The organism is Anoxybacillus andreesenii (assembly GCF_030813005.1).
GTDB classification, from domain to species: Bacteria; Bacillota; Bacilli; order Bacillales; family Cytobacillaceae; genus Robertmurraya; species Robertmurraya andreesenii.
Window position 1 is genome coordinate 70114 of the sequence record NZ_JAUSTU010000005.1, and the last position, 19218, is coordinate 89331.

The 19218-nt window shown below is 40.6% G+C and carries 22 protein-coding genes; 3 read left to right on the plus strand and 19 right to left on the minus strand.

Annotated features, from left to right (window positions below; translation table 11 throughout):
- Positions 1 to 73: 73 nt before the first annotated feature.
- The 3 genes from J2S07_RS06760 to J2S07_RS06770 are packed head-to-tail and all read right to left on the minus strand — an operon-like array spanning position 74 to position 3139.
- Positions 74 to 1483, minus strand: a complete 1410-nt coding sequence (locus tag J2S07_RS06760) for a sensor histidine kinase (protein ID WP_307149653.1) — start codon at positions 1481 to 1483, stop codon at positions 74 to 76.
- Positions 1480 to 2160: a response regulator transcription factor gene (locus J2S07_RS06765; protein ID WP_307149654.1), complete on the minus strand. Its 681-nt coding sequence runs from the start codon at positions 2158 to 2160 to the stop codon at positions 1480 to 1482. The genes J2S07_RS06760 and J2S07_RS06765 overlap by 4 nt, the downstream gene beginning before the upstream one ends.
- The gene (locus J2S07_RS06770; protein ID WP_307149655.1) at positions 2153 to 3139 is read right to left on the minus strand and encodes a YncE family protein; all 987 of its coding nucleotides are present in this window, start codon (positions 3137 to 3139) and stop codon (positions 2153 to 2155) included. The genes J2S07_RS06765 and J2S07_RS06770 overlap by 8 nt, the downstream gene beginning before the upstream one ends.
- A gap of 170 nt (positions 3140 to 3309) precedes the next feature.
- Here J2S07_RS06770 and J2S07_RS06775 point away from each other — a divergent pair, with 170 nt between their 5' ends.
- A complete protein-coding gene (locus tag J2S07_RS06775; RefSeq protein WP_307149656.1) occupies positions 3310 to 3561 on the plus strand; it encodes a DNA alkylation repair protein in 252 nt (83 codons plus the stop codon).
- 12 nt (positions 3562 to 3573) lie between these two features.
- Here J2S07_RS06775 and J2S07_RS06780 read toward each other — a convergent pair whose 3' ends face one another.
- The 5 genes from J2S07_RS06780 to deoD all read right to left on the minus strand — a co-directional run bounded on the left by J2S07_RS06780 (position 3574) and on the right by deoD (position 8337).
- Positions 3574 to 4404 (minus strand): hypothetical protein, encoded by an 831-nt coding sequence (locus tag J2S07_RS06780; protein WP_307149657.1) that lies wholly within the window; start codon positions 4402 to 4404, stop codon positions 3574 to 3576.
- Positions 4405 to 4474: 70 nt separating this feature from the next.
- On the minus strand, positions 4475 to 4891 hold the full coding sequence (locus J2S07_RS06785) for a hypothetical protein (protein WP_307149658.1): 417 nt from the start codon (positions 4889 to 4891) through the stop codon (positions 4475 to 4477).
- Positions 4892 to 5090: 199 nt separating this feature from the next.
- Positions 5091 to 6572 carry a lmo1851 family serine protease gene (locus J2S07_RS06790; protein WP_307149659.1) on the minus strand — a complete coding sequence of 494 codons (1482 nt, stop codon included), beginning with the start codon at positions 6570 to 6572 and terminating at the stop codon, positions 5091 to 5093.
- Between the two features lie 97 nt (positions 6573 to 6669).
- Entirely contained in the window at positions 6670 to 7482 is an 813-nt protein-coding gene (locus J2S07_RS06795) for a M15 family metallopeptidase (protein ID WP_307149660.1), read from the minus strand.
- Between the two features lie 153 nt (positions 7483 to 7635).
- Positions 7636 to 8337, minus strand: a complete 702-nt coding sequence (deoD, locus tag J2S07_RS06800) for a purine-nucleoside phosphorylase (RefSeq protein WP_307149661.1) — start codon at positions 8335 to 8337, stop codon at positions 7636 to 7638.
- 139 nt (positions 8338 to 8476) lie between these two features.
- Here deoD and J2S07_RS06805 point away from each other — a divergent pair, with 139 nt between their 5' ends.
- Entirely contained in the window at positions 8477 to 8608 is a 132-nt protein-coding gene (locus tag J2S07_RS06805; RefSeq protein ID WP_307149662.1) for a hypothetical protein, read from the plus strand.
- Positions 8609 to 8617: 9 nt separating this feature from the next.
- Complete coding sequence (gene yoyE / locus J2S07_RS06810; RefSeq protein WP_307149663.1) at positions 8618 to 8749, plus strand: protein YoyE; 132 nt, start codon at positions 8618 to 8620, stop codon at positions 8747 to 8749.
- Between the two features lie 57 nt (positions 8750 to 8806).
- Here yoyE and J2S07_RS06815 read toward each other — a convergent pair whose 3' ends face one another.
- From J2S07_RS06815 to J2S07_RS06865, 11 genes are all read right to left on the minus strand, one after another.
- Entirely contained in the window at positions 8807 to 9577 is a 771-nt protein-coding gene (locus J2S07_RS06815; RefSeq protein WP_307149664.1) for a sporulation protein, read from the minus strand.
- A gap of 164 nt (positions 9578 to 9741) precedes the next feature.
- Positions 9742 to 9915: a YozD family protein gene (locus tag J2S07_RS06820; RefSeq protein ID WP_307149665.1), complete on the minus strand. Its 174-nt coding sequence runs from the start codon at positions 9913 to 9915 to the stop codon at positions 9742 to 9744.
- A gap of 304 nt (positions 9916 to 10219) precedes the next feature.
- A complete protein-coding gene (yodN, locus tag J2S07_RS06825) occupies positions 10220 to 10918 on the minus strand; it encodes a germination protein YodN (RefSeq protein ID WP_307149666.1) in 699 nt (232 codons plus the stop codon).
- Between the two features lie 202 nt (positions 10919 to 11120).
- The gene (locus J2S07_RS06830) at positions 11121 to 11342 is read right to left on the minus strand and encodes a YozE family protein (RefSeq protein WP_307149821.1); all 222 of its coding nucleotides are present in this window, start codon (positions 11340 to 11342) and stop codon (positions 11121 to 11123) included.
- 156 nt (positions 11343 to 11498) lie between these two features.
- Positions 11499 to 11690, minus strand: coding sequence for a hypothetical protein (locus J2S07_RS06835; protein WP_307149667.1), 192 nt, complete (start codon positions 11688 to 11690; stop codon positions 11499 to 11501).
- Positions 11691 to 11800: 110 nt separating this feature from the next.
- Positions 11801 to 12085: a YokU family protein gene (locus J2S07_RS06840; RefSeq protein WP_307149668.1), complete on the minus strand. Its 285-nt coding sequence runs from the start codon at positions 12083 to 12085 to the stop codon at positions 11801 to 11803.
- 3 nt (positions 12086 to 12088) lie between these two features.
- Positions 12089 to 13504, minus strand: a complete 1416-nt coding sequence (gene kamA / locus J2S07_RS06845; RefSeq protein WP_307149669.1) for a lysine 2,3-aminomutase — start codon at positions 13502 to 13504, stop codon at positions 12089 to 12091.
- Between the two features lie 130 nt (positions 13505 to 13634).
- A complete protein-coding gene (locus J2S07_RS06850; RefSeq protein ID WP_307149670.1) occupies positions 13635 to 15050 on the minus strand; it encodes a sigma-54 interaction domain-containing protein in 1416 nt (471 codons plus the stop codon).
- A 69-nt stretch (positions 15051 to 15119) separates the two neighbouring features.
- A complete protein-coding gene (ablB, locus tag J2S07_RS06855; RefSeq protein WP_307149671.1) occupies positions 15120 to 15968 on the minus strand; it encodes a putative beta-lysine N-acetyltransferase in 849 nt (282 codons plus the stop codon).
- A 37-nt stretch (positions 15969 to 16005) separates the two neighbouring features.
- Positions 16006 to 17427, minus strand: coding sequence for an aldehyde dehydrogenase family protein (locus J2S07_RS06860; protein ID WP_307149672.1), 1422 nt, complete (start codon positions 17425 to 17427; stop codon positions 16006 to 16008).
- A 111-nt stretch (positions 17428 to 17538) separates the two neighbouring features.
- Entirely contained in the window at positions 17539 to 19005 is a 1467-nt protein-coding gene (locus J2S07_RS06865) for an NAD(P)/FAD-dependent oxidoreductase (protein WP_307149673.1), read from the minus strand.
- Between the last annotated feature and the right edge of the window lie 213 nt (positions 19006 to 19218).

A 19218-nucleotide genomic window follows, 5' to 3' on the forward strand; every position in this document is an offset into this window, starting at 1 on the left:
CTTTGTCCTTATGTAACTTTATTATTTTACCATCAATTTGTGAAGAATAAGTGAAATTTCAATGTTTTTCTATTTACAGTTCATCCAATTCCAGAACAGGCAGAATTATATCTACTCTTGTTCCCTTTCCAAGTTGGCTAGAAATTCTTAATTTCCCCTGATGAAGTGCAATAATTTTATCGGAAATGGCCAAGCCGAGCCCTGTACCGCCATCAAGCCTTGTCCGTGCCTTATTCACACGATAAAATCTCTCCTTAATATGCTGGAGATCCTTCTCTGGAATGCCCACACCAGTATCCGTAATTGAAAGGATACAGCCTTCAGCGTGTTTTTCTAAATGGAGCGTGATTTCCCCTTTCTCCGTATATTTCATCGCATTATCCATCATATTTTGGATAACCTGCTCCATTCTTCCTTCGTCACCTAAAATAATGATATCAGGATCTAAATGGGTTGAGAGTTTGATATTTTTTTCTTTCAAAGGAAGCCTATACTTTTCGATTGCTTCCTCTACTAGCTGTGCAAGAGGGAGCGGTGTTTTTAGGAGCTGAAACTCATCGGTTTCAAGCTTTGTCAAATCCAATAAGTCTCCAACTAATCTTTCCATTCTTTTTGATTCGCGATGGATGAGGGCAAGGTATTTCTCTTTTTCTTCCTCACTTTTCACGATTCCCAATAACAAAGCCTCCGTATACCCATTCACATAGCTAAGAGGCGTCCTTAATTCATGGGAAACATTGGCGAGAAACTCCTTTTTCCTCTCATCCTCTTTTTGAATCGAGGAAGACATATGATTGAATGCGCGTGCGAGCTGGCCAACTTCATCATCAGAAGTTTGGAGAACACGAACAGAATAGTCCCCTTTTGAAAGCTTGTCAGCTGCTGCCTTCATTTGCTGAAGTGGCCTCGTTAATTTCTTTACCAATAAAGTTCCTAAGTAAAAGGAAATGACAAGAAAAAGAACTGCGGCAATTAGCCACAAATAGGTGAAATCCTTTGTCAGCTCTGTAATTCGCGCAAGTGGCACATAGAGATAAATGATTCCTTCTAACCTACTGTCATCAAGAAGTGGGATAATGACAGCTAATATTTTCCGATTAAATCTTTCTTCAAAGCCTTGCTTTTGGATGGTCTTCCCTTCTAAAAGCTGCTCCCGTTCTTTTTCCTCAATTAATGTCACATGATTCGTTTCAAACGGAAAACATGCCGCTAATTCCTTGGGATTGCTGACAACAAATACTTCAAAATCATTCTTGGAATTATACCATTCTATTCTTTCTCTTAACTCATCATCCAGTGGGCCGCCTTTGTAATCATTTGCTAGGAGCTTCCCTTCTGAAAGCAAGGTTTTCTCTAAATTCTCGACGTATAGTTTTTCATAAAATAGGTTTGAAAGCAGATAGGAAAAAATTACCGTAATCAAAATCGATGCTATGATCGTCAGCCAAATCTTCGTAGAAAGTGAAAGAGAGCGCAAATTCATTCCTTTGGCACCTCAAACTTATAGCCAATTCCCCAGATCGTTTGAATGTAGTCCCCGGTTCCCAATTTCATTCTTAATGTTTTGATATGTGTATCAACGGTTCTCAAGCTACCGGTATAATCCATTCCCCAAATACGTTCTAGCAATTGTTCCCTGCTGAGAGATTGCCCCTTATTCTTCACGAAAAAAAGCAGCATCTCATATTCCTTTAAGGTGAGAGAAATCGTATCCCCGTCCACCAGCACCGTACGAGCCTTACTATCGATGGTAATCTTTCCGACGCGATGGACATGTTCAGAGAAAGACGCATTTCCGGTCCTGCGAATAACTGCTTGAATTCTTGCTGTTAACTCCCCAGGACTAAAGGGCTTCACAATATAATCATCCGCACCCAGTCCAAAGGCCTTCACCTTATCCCATTCCTCCCCTTTGGCAGAAAGAAAAATAATCGGTAAGTCTGAGAGCTCACGGACGTTTTTGCATACCTCGTATCCATCCTCATCCGGCATCATAATATCAAGCAGCATAAGGTCCAATTGTTTCTCCTTTAATATTTCATAGGCGGCCTTTCCACTTGAAGCTTGATAACAAATAAACCCAGCATTTTCTAAATACATTTGCACCAAATTGCGCATGTCTTCTTCATCATCTACAATCAGGACTCGTATTTCACTCACTGCTCACTCTCTCCCTTAAAATCAGCTGAAACGGTCCCTTTCCAACTGAAATAGTCGATACATTCTGTAGGTTTTCTGCCTTAATAAGATGAATATCGTTGCTATCATAGCCGGCTACCAGGATATTTTCACCGAGGATTTTCATATCAAAAGGATTGGCGCCAATTTTGATAGATCCTAATTCGACTCCAGCGTGATCAAGCTTATATAGGGTACTTGAGCCGTGGCTTAAGACGTAAATGAAATCATTTTTCTCGGCAAAATTAATCGGCATAACCGGCGCAGGAATCGTTCTTACGAGAGCGCCAGAACTTGCATCATAGACATGAATATCTGTTTCAGTCTCCGTTCCTTCTCCGTGGCCGCCAATCCAAATTTCTCCTTTGTCCTCCCTCAGTAATCCTCCTGTTGCCTGAGAATGAATGGAGAAGCCACCAACCTTTTTCTTATTAAAAATATCGACGATCGATAGACTATTAGATTGGTAGCTGATAATGTAGAGAAATTTGCCTTTACTATCCTCAAGGAGGGTAAGAGGACCATCATCAACCTTCACCCGTGCTAATTCCTTTCCATCCAGCGTATAAAAACGAATGGCATTTAAGGCTTGATCGGCAAAAGCAATCTCTTCTTGATTTTCTAGTACCTTCCCGTTTGCGATTCCAGCTCCCGTGTTCCAGCTAGCGGTCTTCTTCCCCTCCCTTAACGAAAAAAGATCAATGGTGTCTGCTTGTTTTCCATATAACAGGAGGTGGTCGCCATCTGGCATGACCATTCCTCCTACATAAGGCTTATCCATTTGCCACTCTTCAATTTTCTCGCCCTTATGTATATTTACAAATGAGATTGTCTGATCCTTAAGATTTACTGTTATTGCCAGATCGCCCTGATCAAGGATTGAAGGGTATTGCTCTCCTTTACAGGCAACCAAAAATAACACGAAAATAAACAGGACCATTGGTTTAGTCAAGCTTCTCATTGATTTGTACTCCTTGTACCAACGCCATTTTATCAGGCTCTTTTCTCAAAGCTACCATCATTATAGCCTAGGATTGTGAGAAAACTGTGAAATTGTGGCGAAAAATACATAAATCATCGGTCAAACGCAAAAAATAACAGAAGCCATATTCATTGAAAGGAGTCCTGAGCGTGAGCACACCCTATTGTTGTCCAAATTGTAAAACGAACCGAAGTCGTTTTAATATAATCAGGCAGGATGCACAGGCTGTAAAAATGGATCCAAGTACAGGCGATGTCATTGAGGAATATACGAGTAATGAACAGTTAAGCCCCTTCCACATGGCTTATAATGGTCCGAGCACTCGTGTTCAATGTGCGGTATGTGGTCTCATTGAGGATGAAAAGACATTTATCAAGTTTGGCGAGAAAAATAACTCTTGAGTAGCTCAAGCGTTATTTTTTAAGACCTTGTACCTCTAAAAAGGAATGGGCATCAATTTTCCAACCTCCGTAGGGAGAAAGCCGAATAAGATGAATTTCTCCATCGATGCGTTTTCTTCCTTGATCTCTCAAGAGCCAGTCCATTTCAATTGGAATAGAGAGTGTTAAGACGCCCTCCAAATCCTCTTCCGGCAACATGGGCATCTTTGTAATAGCGACACTGTCTACCCGTGGTAATATTTCCGACCAATCGAGATTCTGCTCAGTAGTTAAATCAATAATCCTTTCATCGTCCTCCTTTATCCCCGCCACAAAAGCACTGACAAGTTCATAAGGAGTCGCTTTTTGAAGATATCTCTCAAGATTTCCCGCCGCTTTTAGAATCATTAGCTTATGGGATAAATCCATGAAATTCCGCCGATGGGTGGTACTTCCATAAAAATGGATGCAGAAATGCCCTGGAAAGTTATTTTGAAGTGCCCCTGCTCCATGAGGCATTCCGTGCATGGATGCAGCAATCTTTTTCTTATCATGGATGACCAGGATCGCCCTTCTCTTCCAGCTCCACTTTCCTTGATAGATTTCCTTCATGATTCTTGTATCTTTATTTGTAAGTGGCTGTACATCCGCATGTCGGCTGCCCGCCCGTCTCTGAACCCGAAATTCTTTCCCTGTCAGTACATCTCGGACAATGAATTTCGTATATTTAGGAATTAGTTCATTTACCTCCTCCCACGGAATCATCTCTATTTCAGTAGAGGAGTCAGAATTTTTCTTTCCTAAAACAGCAGAATTTCCGGTAAAGAGAACAAAGAATATAAGACCTATAACAATTATTCTCATATTTCCTCACTTCTCCAAAAGTATCAAGACAAAAAATATATATGGAGAGTTTCCCCTGTGAGCCCATGAGTCATTCATCTATTTTGTGGTTTCTATCTGTTTCCTCTATTCGATCATGAATCATTTCCTCTACTAAGCAATTGATTTTTTTTTCAATTGTCGTTGGGTCATTTTTCGTTAAGTATCCGATATTCTGAAACATTTCCTTCCTGCATCGCCAAATAGGAATATAGGCATTTGGAAAATACTCCTGCTCTTCTTCGATTCCAATTTCAATATAGGACTCATAATGTTCCTCGAATATTTGATTCGATTCAGCCATTTTTCCTTTTCGAGTTCTTAGAAATTCAATCGAAATTTCCACGCCAAATTTTTCGAATTCCTGGCGATATCGCTCCTCAAGTCTGCTGCAAATAACCGAACTTGCAGTTTCTAGGTTCAAAATATAATCCCTGAGCTGCTCATTTAACTCTACAACCTGTAACAATTCATCACCTCTAGTACAGCTCTTTCCCTAACATTAGACAAAAATTATCTCTAAGGAGTCATTTTAGCCGATTTCCCTTCTTGTTACAAATGATTTGAAGGGCTAAGCCCATGAGTAAAAATATTCGATAAACTAGTTATCCACGATAACGAAATCACTAGTACCCTAAATAGACAGAAAAACCCTCCGCATTGGAGGGTTAAGAATTGAGTTGTTGCTTTAATAGCTCAACTGCTTTTTGAATTTGAGTATCATTTTGGTTGATCAGCTCTCTTAGTTTTTCCATCAGCTTCAGGGTTGTCTCACCCTTCAGAACCCCATTCGGTTCTAAATTCTCCGCTTTTTGGAATGCCTTCAAGGCTGACTCTGTTTTCTCATCAAAGAATCCATCTTCTCTTCCTGGGTCATATCCTAAGGCTTTTAACATACCTTGCGCTGATTTGATTTGAGCGGACGTACTTGATAGCTTAAATTCTTCCTCAGGATTAATCAAGGTTAAGGTTGAATAATCAGGTAGGGCCACCTCGTAATCAGGCTTGATTCCTTTCTCATGAATCCAATTTTCCTTCGGTGTTAGCCATTTCTCCGTTGTAAACTTCAAAGTAGAGCCGTCATCAAAATCCTGTGGACGTTGTACCGTACCTTTCCCAAAGGATTTTTCCCCGACTAAAGGAACCCCTGCCGATTCACTAACAGCCGCAGCGAATATTTCAGAAGCACTTGCACTGCCCTTATCAATCACGACCACAAGAGGAATATTTGAGCTGTTCTTGTTACTTGACTTCATTTCCTCAATATTTCCATCACGGTCCTCTATTTTGAAAAGAACCTTCCCTTCTGGGACAAACAGACTGGAAATTTTAATCGCTTGATCTAAAAGACCACCAGGGTTCTGACGTAAATCCAGAACGATGCCCTTCATTCCCTGTTTTTGTAAATCATTCAATACATCGACCAACTCCTTCGATGTATTCTCAGAAAACGACGTAATTTGCACCTTCGCAATCGATTCATCAATCATTTCACCATGCACTGTCTCTAGCGGGATTGTGTCACGAACAACAGTAATTTTTATAGGTTCGGTTTGTCCAGGACGCTGTATCGTCAGTTCAACCTTTGTTCCCTTTTTCCCTCTAATGAGCATGACGGCCTCTGTTGAGCTCATGCCTTGTATGCTCTTACCGTCTACAGCCAAAATTTTATCCTCTGGCTTGATTCCAGCTTTTTCCGCAGGCGATCCCTTCAGAGGTGATACTACGACGATAAAACCCTCTCTTTCTTGGATTTCAGCACCTATCCCTTCAAAGGAGGAGGAAATGCTTTGATGGAAGCTTGCCGCCTCATCTTCATTCATATAATCAGAGTATGGATCATCCAGCGATTCGACCATTCCATTGATGGCACCATTCACCAGCTTATTTTCATCAACATCTTTATAATAATTCTCCTTAATCGTGTCAAAAGCCGTATACAGCTTCTCAAACTCTTTTCTTTCTTTTATTACAGGAACTGCTTTTTCATCACCAAATGCCAATGCAAAGGTGGTAATCCCTGCTGATAAAAATACAACAAAGAACAAAAGCATGACGAAGTGGAACTTTTTCATCTGAATGAAACCAGATTGGTTCTCGCCTTGCTCTTTGTTTACGTCTTCGTTTTCCAAACCATTCACCACTTTCATTTCGGTCGAACCTTAGTATTTAGAATAACATTTTTATAAAAAAATTAACAAAGAAAAACGGACAGACTGTTAATAAAATATTAACAAATTATGATCACTATATTTTTTCGACGATCTTAAAGTATTCCTCAAGCGTTAACTGCTGTTTATAAATCGTAGTTGCCGCATCTACTCCAACATAACGGAAATGCCATGGCTCATATTGATATCCGGTAATGCTTTCTTTCCCTTTTGGATATCTTAAAATAAAGCCGTATTTATGAGCGTTGCTGGCCAGCCATTTCCCTTCCTTCGTTTCACCAAATGATTCGATCAATTCGAGTCTAACACTGCGGCTAGAAATATCCATCGCAAGGCCTGTTTGATGTTCACTATAGCCAGGAATGGCAACAACAGTTGCAGCGGCGGCCTGTCCCACTTGGTTGGACTTGGCATCAAAAACATTTTTTTGACGTGTATAGGAACGATAGCCTGAAACAGCAAAGAGCTCTACCCCATTATTCTGAGCTTCCTCAAACATCGATTCTAAGCGCTCGGCAGCTTCTCTACGCAAATAGCTTTTCTCTATATCAACGTCACCAAATGAAAAATCAACATTGGGGCGAACTAAATCCTCAGGTGAATAATCAGAGGGCAATGCGAATTCCTTGTTGACTAAAGCCAGGATGTTTAACGGATTTTGGATCACCATTTTTCCGTCTACCTCTTTAATATCATTAAAGAATTGAGAATCTAAGGTAGGACGGGTTTCCTCTGCTTTAGGCTTTTCTTGTTTTGTTTTCTGTGCTCCTTGATGCTCATCGTTTGAGTTTACAAACGGAATCTTATCCACAAAGCCATGAAATGGACTGCAGCCACTCAAAAATCCAATAATACCTAATGTACAACCAATGATCATTAATTTTTTCATTCTTACCCACCAAATCTTTTTCAAATTCATATAAAATATACTTATTTATTCTACAATAACTTCGCCCAGAAGGATAGGGAAATTAGTAGCTGAAAATTAGTTCGGGTACAAAAATAGCTCCACTTTATTAAAAAAGTGAAGCTAAATAAACAGTTATTTCGTCACGGCTTCCAGTGCTACCTCGATCATCTCATTGAATGTTGTTTGTCTTTCCTCTGCAGTGGTTTCTTCTCCCGTTAAAATATGGTCACTTACAGTTAAGACTGACAATGCCTTGCGTCCATATTTTGCCGCCAGTGTGTACAGAGCAGCTGTTTCCATTTCAATTGCAAGGATTTGGTATTGCGCCCATTTTTCATGATCTGCATGATCATTATAAAACATATCAGCCGTAAATACATTTCCAGCTTTTAAATGCAGACCCTTTTCTACCCCAGCTTCATAGGCCTTCCTCAAAAGCTCAAAATCAGCTGTCGGGGCATAGTCAATTCCCCCAAAGATGAACCGGTTCATTTGAGAATCAGTAGATGCGCTCATGGCAAGAATGACATCTCTTACTTTTACATCCTTTTGGATCGCACCACAAGTTCCAACCCGTATAAGATTCTGTACACCATAGCTCTGCATAAGCTCATTAATATAAATGGAGATGGATGGTACTCCCATGCCTGTCCCTTGAACTGAAATTCTTTTCCCTTTATAGGTACCTGTGTAGCCTAACATATTGCGAACTTCGTTATAGCAACTCACATTTTCCAAAAATGTCTCTGCAATATATTTGGCACGCAATGGATCCCCAGGTAATAAGACTGTGTCAGCGATTTCATTTTCTTTTGCTCCAATATGTATACTCATATGTATCTCCTCCTACGATAAATAAAGAGCCATGTTTATTATACCCTTTTATATAAGGTTTGTAGAAAGAAATTGGTATAGATTTTTTTGTTCAAAGGGGAAATGCTATTTTTAGGGCTGATAAAGGAGGAGAATTTTCATGGCGAAGGAAAAAATGAGCAAAAAATTACGGCAGGCTGTCCAGCATGCAAATGAGACAAATCCGTCATCAAGATCCAATACGGAACCACATACATCGCTGACGGTTAGAAGACAGCATAAGAAATCATAGGAGGCCGCTATGGGAAAAAAGAATCGCAATCGAATTAATCAACCGAAGAAGAATAACCATATTCCTGCAGAGGATATCGTTGCGGAACATGAGGCGCATGCGAAGGAGCATTCAGCCCGAAAACGAAAAGACACGCAATAAAAATAATGTGTTCCCCTAGCCAAACTTAGGGGGACACATTATTTCTACCTGTATTCATTATGAAAACTGTCTAATGACATTTTCGATTTTCTGTCTCATAGCTGGGATATCAGCTGTAGAAACTGTTACTCGTACATTCGTTTCATCCATTTCTAAAGCTTCAGCTAATAGACCGGTTAATCCCCTCGCTCTTCTGTCAACCTGCATCATAATCTCCATGTCTGAGCTTGAGTTTGGAAAAAAGACTAGCTCGAGCTCATCAAGTCGTCCACGAAAGGCGCCTGAAATAGGGACAAACTCAAACTCCTGGATAAATGGCAATCTGCGTCTAAGTCGATAAGGTGCTTGCTCACATTCGGCTTCTCTCAGCCTGAATCCCATATCACTGACAGCATTAAAGACGGATTCCATCAATTGATTGGGGACAACCCTTAAATAATCCTTATCTGTTGGATCCACAGCATTTTTCACATCCAACCCGGTAGCAACCCAAACCTTCGTTCTACCGATAGTGAGTGGTGTATCACTTGGTAAGCGAAACGAAATTGGAATTTGCTTTCTTTCATTCGGTCGAATGGTAAATGGCTCAGTTAATCGGAACCGATCAATTTGACCTGTTTGATGAAACCTTTTGTCATCCTTTTCCACGATATAGGAGGTATTAAGAGTCAAATAAATTGCATCGATTTGCTGTTCAAGGTTTCCACCTTGAATCTCGACAACTCCCCTTATCTCTTCTCCGGGTGCGACTGTATCTCTTTCCAGCTTTGTATCAACCTTAGCAGCACCTATACCAACACTCGCAAATATCTTATTAAAAAAAGACATCCGTTAATCCTCCCCTATTTCATTCTCAAATTAGCTGATTTATATTCTATTACGTGTTCATATATCGATAAGTTTCATGTCAAAACAAAAAACTGTTTCTTTCCACCAAAAAATGTTCACCTTTTCTGGCGAACATTTTCCATAAGGCTTAGGATTAATTGCCTTCATATATCCTCCATTTCCTCGTCAATAATACTTTTTGCTAATAAATATTCAAAAGTAATGTCTGCGAGCTCCTCTAGTTCTGTATCAGTAGGTGCGTATCCTCTTCGAATTAGCTCCTTGAAGAAAAAATCTGCAATTTCTTCCGTATCAATGAATACATCGATCTCTCTCACAGCATCGCCCCCTTTGTACAGAATGTATGATGCTAAAACCTTTTTCATTCTTGTTTCCTTGCTAATCATTAGGCATATTTATCCACTGGACGAGCATAGGATGATTTATAAGTTCATTTTGAATGGAGGAATAATTAGATGATAACCATTTCAAAGGCTTTTGAATCATTTAGGAAGGATGTTAATGAGGAAAATAGTGTTACTCTAGCTATATTTGAAAAGATAACGTCAATCCTTTTTAAAGGGGTGTGCATTTTAGGAGTACCCTTATTAGCTTATATGCTCTTCTTTGTTTAGGTTCCGCCTAGCTCTTGTTAAGTGGGCGGCTATTATTAACAATTAATTGGAGTTTTCGAAGAATGACCTTCATGATTTGCTTGTATTCTTCATCGTGAAACATATCGAATAATAGGGCATAGTCATTATAAATATCAAGTAATCCATCGATCAATTGGCTTAATTCCTTCTTCTTGTGTAAATATTCTTTCTCAGCTTTTCTGAACGAGGTGATAGGCTGAGTTAATTCGAGTGGTCTTTGCTTTTTATTAGCAAAGTATAGGAGCCCTAGCTTCTGAATAAACGTATCAGCACTTTCAGCATCAACAATTAGCATGAGCTCTTCTTCCCCGGCCTCAAGCCATTCTCCGTCACTGATCCGTGATAATTCGTAAATGATATCTTCCCAAGCATCTTCCTTATATCTCCATATTTCTGTTCTAAAACCGACCACCCTAAATAAGTCGGCACCATATTCCTTTACTTGAACAATATCCCCGATAAAATAGCGGTATTCAATGTCAATTCGCTCCTTCTCCATGACATTACCTTCAAATTCAGCTAAGGATTGAAGACTGAATTCCATAAACAATCCATCGCTCCCATTTATCCTGTAGACATGCATTCCATCTAACCATTTGACATCAGTTATTTTTCCTACTGTTCCACTCTTTGTGATCACGACTGTATCACCGATTTTAAATTTCGCTCTATTCCTTTCATTCATTTGTTCCAGCTCCTCAGGCGATGAGTCGCAAGTTTAAGTTGCTACATTATATGCAGCAGTCGATAAATCGTACGCTCCAATCGTTTATGAAGCAAAAAACGGGAACAGCTACTTAGATTGTCGATCTATAAAAGTCGGCTGGCATCCCAACCGACTAACATTTCCGTTATAAAAAACGCCTCAGTTGAGAGCGTTTATTGGACTATCTTTTTTCATGTAATAAGTACATTTCCCATGCGTCATCAAATACGGTCATGCTTGGAAGATATTGTCCATTTAGTTCCAAGTAACGACTTAACTCGTCATAATCCTCACTGTTTTTTGGAAAGCCATGATCAAGGAAGGCATCATTGGCAAATTGACTAATGGCATTACTCGGCTTGGGATGCCTGTATTTCATAAGAAAATGATAAAAGGATTTCAACATACAATATTTCCCCTTTTGCTTTCAATATGTCTTTTACTATATCGGATTTCCACCAAGCCCGTCTACCCATAGAAAAATCCGATCGAATGATCGGATTTTTCGAACTACGCTTTTCCTATTGCCTAACTAATGGACAAGCGCTCTTCCCTTTTCTTATTGCCATCTAGCTGTCTTGGACAATTCATAGATAGCGAGGACGATATTAAACATTAATATTGCAATGGTTATTGGTACAGCATAGAGCCAGTTTCTACCAAACTTTTCCTTGATTACACCTAGATAATACCCACAACCGAATAGAACAAATAGAGCCGCTGCCAGCATAATTAATAATGCAAGTTTCATCTTTCTTCCCCCATTTTTCAATCATTACCCTAATCCTTATTATAAGGATCAAGAAAATAATAATTGTGAAAAATCAGTGAAGAAAATGTGACATTTTCAAATTCTGCCACTTAGGAGGAAAAATCAAAGTAATTTCTCTTTAACAATCGAGGCTGCTCCATTAACTTTTCATAGGAAATGGTTTTATCAAGCTGTTTTGTATTTATGAGAAAGAGCTGATCCTCAATCACCCTAATAATGCTCTCTTCTTGATAGATCATCCCACAGTCCTTGCAAACAATTGCCGGCGTCTCTAATATTTCTATCGCCTTTGTTCCATCCGGCAGTTCCCAATATACAGACTGTTTGTCGTTAAAAATCTGATCACTTTCACACCAATCACAGACTTTTTGCAAGAGTTAGGCCTCCTTTGATTCAGGCGTGGTTGTTTGCATTTTCGCCTGCTGCGCCATAAATTTCTTCTCCTTTAATTCATCGCGTTTCCCCCGTTTATTTTTCAATGTTGCATGTGTCGGGTCTTTCTCGTATTGCTCCCGACGGTTCAATCGCTCAATTCCGTTTGGAACTAGATTGAATTGTTGATCGTTCATAAGTGCGGAAACACCAATATTGGAACGCTTCTGCTCCATATCTGGATAGATTTTCTTGAAGTAGCCTTCAGCTGTGCCTGGGGTATAGGATTCTGGTTCTGGATAGGTCGTTATCACTCCTTCAAAATTTCGTAAAACGACCTTGTCAGCGCTTTGAGAAATCAAATAGTTTGGCTGAAGAGCAATTTTCCCTCCTCCACCTGGGGCATCGACGACAAAGGTTGGTACAGCATATCCAGAAGTATGACCACGCAAGCCTTCAATAATTTCCAGTCCCTTAGAAACAGGGGCTCTAAAATGTCCGATCCCCTCTGATAGGTCACATTGATAAATATAATATGGACGGACGCGGATTTTCACAAGGTCATGCATCAGCTTCTTCATAATTGGCACGCTGTCATTGATTCCTGCAAGAATAACAGATTGATTTCCTACAGGTACACCCGCATTAGCCAGCATTTCGCATGCTCTTTTGGAATCCTCGGTAATCTCAATCGAGGTATTGAAATGCGTATTTAACCAGATCGGATGATATTTTTTAAGAATATTGCATAAATTCTCCGTAATCCTTTGCGGAAACACAACAGGAGCTCGGGTACCTATGCGAATGATTTCCACATGGTCGATCTCACGCAAATTCTTTAGAATATACTCGAGGATCGTATCATTAATCAAAAGCCCATCCCCACCTGAGATAAGGACATCTCTGACTTCCGGTGTTTGGCGAATATATTGAATGGCGTCATCCAGCTGCTTCTTTGGAACCCCCATTCCAATTTGTCCGGAAAATCTTCTCCTTGTGCAATATCGACAATACATGGAGCATTGGTTTGTGACAAGAAATAGTACCCTATCTGGATAACGATGCGTTAAGCCAGGAACGGGAGAATCTTCATCCTCATGTAGTGGGTCTTCAAGGTCGTATTTCGTTTTGTGGATTTCCTTTGAAACGGGTACTGATTGCATGCGTATCGGACAACGTGGATCATCTGGATTCATGAGGGATGCATAATATGGAGTGATATTTAATGGAATGGTTTTCGTTGAAATACGAACTCCCTCTTCCTCATCTGGTGTAAGATTGATTACCTTCTTGAGATCATCAAGGGTTCTGATTGTATTTGTAAGCTGCCACAGCCAATCATTCCACTGCTCTTCTGTGACATCCTTCCATAATTCGATATCCTTCCAATGCCGTTCTGGCTTATATAAGCTTTGTCTCATTTCACTTCCCCCTATTTTCGTATTTGCCATTAATCATGCAAGAATTATGCCAAAGCTAATAGGGGAGAGAAAACACTATTTTCAATGGTTTTATCATATAAATCCCTTGCTCAAAAAGAAAACATGCCGATTATTCGGCATGTTGGTTCAGTTGATATTTATGAATTTTGTACTGCAGAGTTTGCCTCGGAATATGCAGCCGCTTAGCCGCCTGCTGAATATTCCCTTTCGTTTCAGAGAGCGCCTTCTTAATTAATTCCATTTCAAAATTCTCTACATTCTTACGAAAAGAGACCGAATGTTCTGAATCAAGAAGTTTCACCTGCTCCTTACTGACCTGTTCCCTCAGCATAATCGGAAGATGCTCTATTTCTAATAACTCACTCTCACACATATTCATCATATATTCGACCGTGTGCTTTAATTCCCGCACATTTCCTGGCCAATTGTAGCTTAAGAAAATCTGCTCTACATCCACACTTATGCCTTCGATCTGCTTTTTAAGAATCCGATTGAATTTCTCTATAAAAACCCTTGTTAAATAAAGGATATCCTCCGTTCTCTTTCTCAATGGAGCAAGTTCAAACATCAGCACATTTAAGCGATAAAATAAGTCAGGACGAAGCATTTTCTGTTCAAGGGCTTGCTTCGGATGGACATTCATGGCAGCGACCACTCTCACATCTACAACCGTATCCCTTGTACCGCCAACCCTTCTAATGATCCCATCCTCAAGAACACGAAGGAGCTTTGCCTGAAGGTCTATCGGCATCGCGTGGAGCTCATCGAGAAAAAGTGTACCTCCATCAGCAAGTTCAAACAATCCTGGGCGTTCAACTGCCCCTGTATAGCTCCCCTTTGAAGTCCCAAAGAGAATGCTTTCAAGTAAGGTTTCTGGAATGGCCGCACAATTTTGAGCGATAAAAGGAAACCCCGCCCGTACAGAGGCATGATGAATCCCCTGCACAAATAACTCCTTCCCCGTACCACTTTCTCCGTACACCAGAATGGGTGAATGGGAGGCTGCTAGTTTTTCAGCTTCTTTCTTTACCTTGGCGAACTCTGAATTCACTGTTAAAAGATCGTCCAAAGTATAGGTAACCACACTCTGCTTTTTTGGAACCTTCTTTTTCGCAAGGAGCTTTTTTTGTAGATCCACTAGCTGTTCAGATAATCTTTTCATACTTGTATAATCTTTGGCAATTTCCATGGCACCGACCATTTCCCCTTTAACAAAAATCGGCAGCGTCGTATTCATCGTTTCAATCTTCTTCCCGTAGACATTCGTATAGGCCTGTGCCTGGTTGTAAATAGCCTTTTTTGTTTCCAAAACCTTAAGCAAGGTGCTTGTGCTCTCATTCAATGAAGGAAATACGGAAAGAAGTGGTTTTCCGATTACATCAGTAACCTTTAGTCCGTCATGGTTGGCAGCTACTTCATTATAAAAAATAGTTTTTCCATCTGTATCGACGACATGAATTCCTTCATCAATTCGCGATAAAATCGCTTTTAGCACTTCACTTGAAATTGCAATCCCCTCTGTCACCTCATCACCTGCCATCTATGTTCGGTGCCGAAAAGTCAGCATGAAGTGGCAATTATTCGGCATCCTATGCTACATCTTACTTAAATCCTTCACCCACACATTCATATCCTCAATCTTATCAAAAATATAGCAGTTATTCGTTAGCCTTCCACGATAAGCATATCCAAGCTGATGCAGCGCAGCATTCATGCCAAAGGAGAGGGCTCTCGCTATGGAGTAGGAGCAATAGACGCCTTGCTTGACTAGCTGTTCCTCGAGTTTCTCTAGTAGAATCTTCATCAATCCGTATTTTCGATGTTCAGGTAAGGTAGCGCAATCTGTCAGCTCAGCATTTTGGTAAAAATTGTTGACCTCAGCGGATGCCGCACTAACGATTTTCTCCTCACAGTAGAAGGCATAATAAATGGTCCCTTCATCGATCGTTTTTTCAATATAGCCAGGTTCATGCAATGGTGTAGGATAAATTTTAAACACCTGCTGATAAAGCTCTGCAAGCCTTCTAGCATCCTCTTTACCGATAAGGGTTAACTTATACTCCTCTGGAGGAGCGACCCCTTCAAAGCTCCGCTCCAACAGCTGTACATTTTTTACAATTCCATCCTCCTTAAGAATGTCATTGCTATTCCTGCGCTCATTTGAGAAATATTTGCAAAAGAAATAACCGTCAGACCCTAAAAAATAGCGATCAATCAATGCCTCACACTGATATCCTTTTTCGATAAGCGGTAAAAACTGCTCCCTTCTCCCCTTAATAATCAGCTTCTCAGCCATTTCCTCCTTCGCTATTTCCTCTGCCTTTTCAATGGCTTTATCAAGATCCCCCCGCAAATCATCAATGCGTATTCGCTTGTTAAAGGGATCGGAAAATATCTCTAGCATATATTGCTCTCCCTTTAGAAAAGAGGTCGTTGCTGGCATGTTCTTTCACTCCTTTCGATAAGCAATCCATTTTTCCCTACGATAGTTTAAAACTAATGAGCTTAAGTTCAGTCATCTCGTCCATAGCATATTTGATTCCTTCCCGTCCCATTCCGCTTAGCTTCACGCCCCCATACGGCATATGATCGACCCGGAAGGTTGGGATATCGTTAATCATCACTCCACCGACATGTAATTCCTTTGCCGCCTTGAATGCCCGTTGGACATCCTGTGTAAACACACCAGCCTGCAGACCATATTTTGATTCATTGACAAGCTCAATTGCTTCCTCAAAAGAGCTGACTCGATTGATATGAACTACAGGGGCAAAGGCCTCTTCGCAGGATATCTTCTCATTTGGCGGAACATTTAGTAGAACAGTAGGCTGAAGGGCTCCATTTTCTTCCTTCCCACCTAATACAATCTCGGCCCCCTGACTTTCTGCACTCCGAATCCAGCCCAATACTCTTTCCTTCTCTGTAGGCGAAATCATGGCAGAAATATCGGTGCTTTCATCAAAGGGATTTCCGATCACAAGCTTCTTTGCTTCTGAAAGGAATTGTTCAACGAATGGGTCATACAAATTCTCATGAACGTAGATACGCTGGACAGAAATACAGACCTGACCTTGAAAGACAAAGGCACCGGATACGATTCTTGGGACGATCTCCTCTATTTTGGAATGTTCATCCACAATAACAGCTGAATTTGATCCTAATTCTAATGTAACCCTTTTTAAACCAGCATTCTCGCGAATATATTTGCCCACTTCAGGGCTTCCTGTAAACGTTATCATTTCAACTCGTTCATCTGCTAACAGGACATCTCCGATGACTCTTCCACTTCCTGTGACGACATTCAGGGCTCCGTTTGGTAATCCAGCTTTATGAAAAAATTGTGCAATTTTATATGAAGATAATGGGGTTTGAGAGGCTGGCTTCAAGACAACCGTATTTCCACTTGCAATGGCAGGACCAACCTTGTGTGCAACTAGATTCATAGGAAAGTTAAAGGGTGTAATGGCTGCCACAACACCTAGGGGCTCTTTGACTGTATAAGCAACACGGTTCTCTCCACCTGGAGCAGCATCCATTGGGATTGTTTCACCAACCAACCTTCTTGCCTCCTGGGCGGCAAATTTGTAGGTCATGATGGTCCGTTCGACTTCTCCTCTAGCCGCTTTCAGAGGTTTTGCCGCTTCCAAGGCAATGATGCGAGCGCATTCGTCTTTATGTTCTTTGAGCAATTCTACGACTCTATCAAGAATATCGGCTCTTTCATAGGCAGGCATGTTCCGCAATGTACCTGCTGCCTTAGCGGCTGCATCGATTGCACGCACAATATCGGACTCTGCAGCCACAGAAACCTCGGCAATCAGCTCTTGATTGTAAGGACTGAACAAGCTAGCATATTCCTTCGTTTCAACCTCGTTTCCATTTATCCATAAGGATTGCTTCATATTTTACATTTCTCCCCTTCCAAGTAAAATTGACGCTTACATAAATTGTAACGGATCATGGGATGAATGAAAAGAAATCAAAAAGGCCTGCCATGTAGACAGACCTCACACTTAAACAGTTGCTTTATCTTTTATATTGCCACTTTTTGCTTTTTCGACAATATCTCTCGCAATCCAAACTCCGCATGCACTTGCTTGAGCAAGTCCTCTTGTCACTCCAGCACCATCACCGCCCACATACAAGCCGCTAATTTCTGTTTCAAAGCGGTCATTAAGCTTTGGACGGGCCGAATAAAATTTTGCTTCGACACCATAGAACAGCGTATGCTCAGACGCTAAACCAGGTGAGACAACGTTTAATGCCTCAGTCATTTCAATCAAGCTCTTTAACGTGTTATACGGTAAAACCAAACCTAAATCTCCAGGGACAGCCTCTTTAAGGGTTGGCTCAAGGAAGCCTTCTTTAATCCTTTTTTCAGTAGATCTTCTCCCTTTTAAAATATCTCCATATTTTTGAACGATGATGCCACCGTTTGATAAGGCATTAGCCAGTTTCGAAATAGCAATGGCATATTCATTTGGTTTGTCAAATGGCTCTGAGAACGTATGGGAGACAAGCAAAGCAAAGTTCGTGTTCGGACTGCCAAGCTTCGGATCCTTATAGGCATGTCCATTGGCCAGCATTGTTCCCGAATGGTTTTCTACAACCACATGACCGGATGGGTTGCTACAGAAGGTACGGACGGTTGTTCCAACGGAGGTGTTAAAGGTAAATTTCCCCTCGTACAGATGTTCATTAATTTCTTCCATAACGATATTTGAAGTCTCAACCCGGACCCCTACATCCACCTGATTGCTAATCATTTTAAGGCGGCGTGCTTTTAGAAGCTTTGACAGCCATATAGACCCATCACGCCCAGGAGTGATGACCACTTTATCAGCGGTGATCGTTTCACCTGATTTTAGTTTGATTCCCGTAACCTTATGACCACCTGATTGCTTTTCTGTAACCAAGTCCTCGACTTCCGTCTTAAAGACCATGTCAATATGCTCTTTCAAATGCTCATAAATATCCATCAAAATTTGCAGATTCTGCTCCGTTCCCAAATGTCTTACCTGGGCGCGCAATAGCTTCAGCCCCGCCGCATAGGCCCTTCTTTCAATATCTTTGACTTCAGGTGTTAATGGATCAGTAATGCTTCTTGTTGCCCCATGCTTTAAATTAATTTCATCCACATATTTGATTAATTCAACCACCTTTGAATCTGGCAAATAGTCGGTCATCCATCCCCCGAATTCACTCGTAATATTGAATTTTCCATCTGAATAAGCCCCAGCTCCACCAAAGCCATTTGTAATCGAACAGGCAGGGAGACAGCCAGCAAATTCCTTCCTACCAGCAGCAGGTGGACATTTTTCTATCTTTTTCTGCAAAATCGGACAATTTCGCCTATAAATATCATGTCCCTTATCAATTAGCAAAACCTTTGCTTCCGGCATTTTTAGCATTAGTTCATAGCTTGTAAAAATTCCAGCAGGTCCTGCACCTACAACGATCACGTCATAATTTGTTTTCATCTACTATTCCCCCTGTTGTTCCGCATATTCGCTATCTATCGCCATCGAATCATCAATTTTCGTATTTATCAATCCCTTACATAATATATCAGACAAAATATTTATGGTCAACATTAAAATACGAACTATTAATTTATATTTAACTATATCGTTCGGATATATTCCTTTAGCACTAATTCAAGATACATAAAAAAAAGATACCTCTTTTGGTAG

Coding starts and splice junctions, on each gene's coding strand:
- J2S07_RS06760 (WP_307149653.1), bottom strand. CDS start 1,483: ATGAATTTGCGCTCTCTTTCACTTTCTACGAAGATTTGGCTGACGATC.
- J2S07_RS06770 (WP_307149655.1), bottom strand. CDS start 3,139: ATGAGAAGCTTGACTAAACCAATGGTCCTGTTTATTTTCGTGTTATTT.
- J2S07_RS06780 (WP_307149657.1), bottom strand. CDS start 4,404: ATGAGAATAATTGTTATAGGTCTTATATTCTTTGTTCTCTTTACCGGA.
- J2S07_RS06790 (WP_307149659.1), bottom strand. CDS start 6,572: ATGAAAGTGGTGAATGGTTTGGAAAACGAAGACGTAAACAAAGAGCAA.
- J2S07_RS06795 (WP_307149660.1), bottom strand. CDS start 7,482: ATGAAAAAATTAATGATCATTGGTTGTACATTAGGTATTATTGGATTT.
- deoD (WP_307149661.1), bottom strand. CDS start 8,337: ATGAGTATACATATTGGAGCAAAAGAAAATGAAATCGCTGACACAGTC.
- J2S07_RS06805 (WP_307149662.1), top strand. CDS start 8,477: ATGGCGAAGGAAAAAATGAGCAAAAAATTACGGCAGGCTGTCCAGCAT.
- yoyE (WP_307149663.1), top strand. CDS start 8,618: ATGGGAAAAAAGAATCGCAATCGAATTAATCAACCGAAGAAGAATAAC.
- J2S07_RS06815 (WP_307149664.1), bottom strand. CDS start 9,577: ATGTCTTTTTTTAATAAGATATTTGCGAGTGTTGGTATAGGTGCTGCT.
- yodN (WP_307149666.1), bottom strand. CDS start 10,918: ATGAATGAAAGGAATAGAGCGAAATTTAAAATCGGTGATACAGTCGTG.
- J2S07_RS06835 (WP_307149667.1), bottom strand. CDS start 11,690: ATGAAACTTGCATTATTAATTATGCTGGCAGCGGCTCTATTTGTTCTA.
- kamA (WP_307149669.1), bottom strand. CDS start 13,504: ATGAGACAAAGCTTATATAAGCCAGAACGGCATTGGAAGGATATCGAA.
- ablB (WP_307149671.1), bottom strand. CDS start 15,968: ATGCCAGCAACGACCTCTTTTCTAAAGGGAGAGCAATATATGCTAGAG.
- J2S07_RS06860 (WP_307149672.1), bottom strand. CDS start 17,427: ATGAAGCAATCCTTATGGATAAATGGAAACGAGGTTGAAACGAAGGAA.
- J2S07_RS06865 (WP_307149673.1), bottom strand. CDS start 19,005: ATGAAAACAAATTATGACGTGATCGTTGTAGGTGCAGGACCTGCTGGA.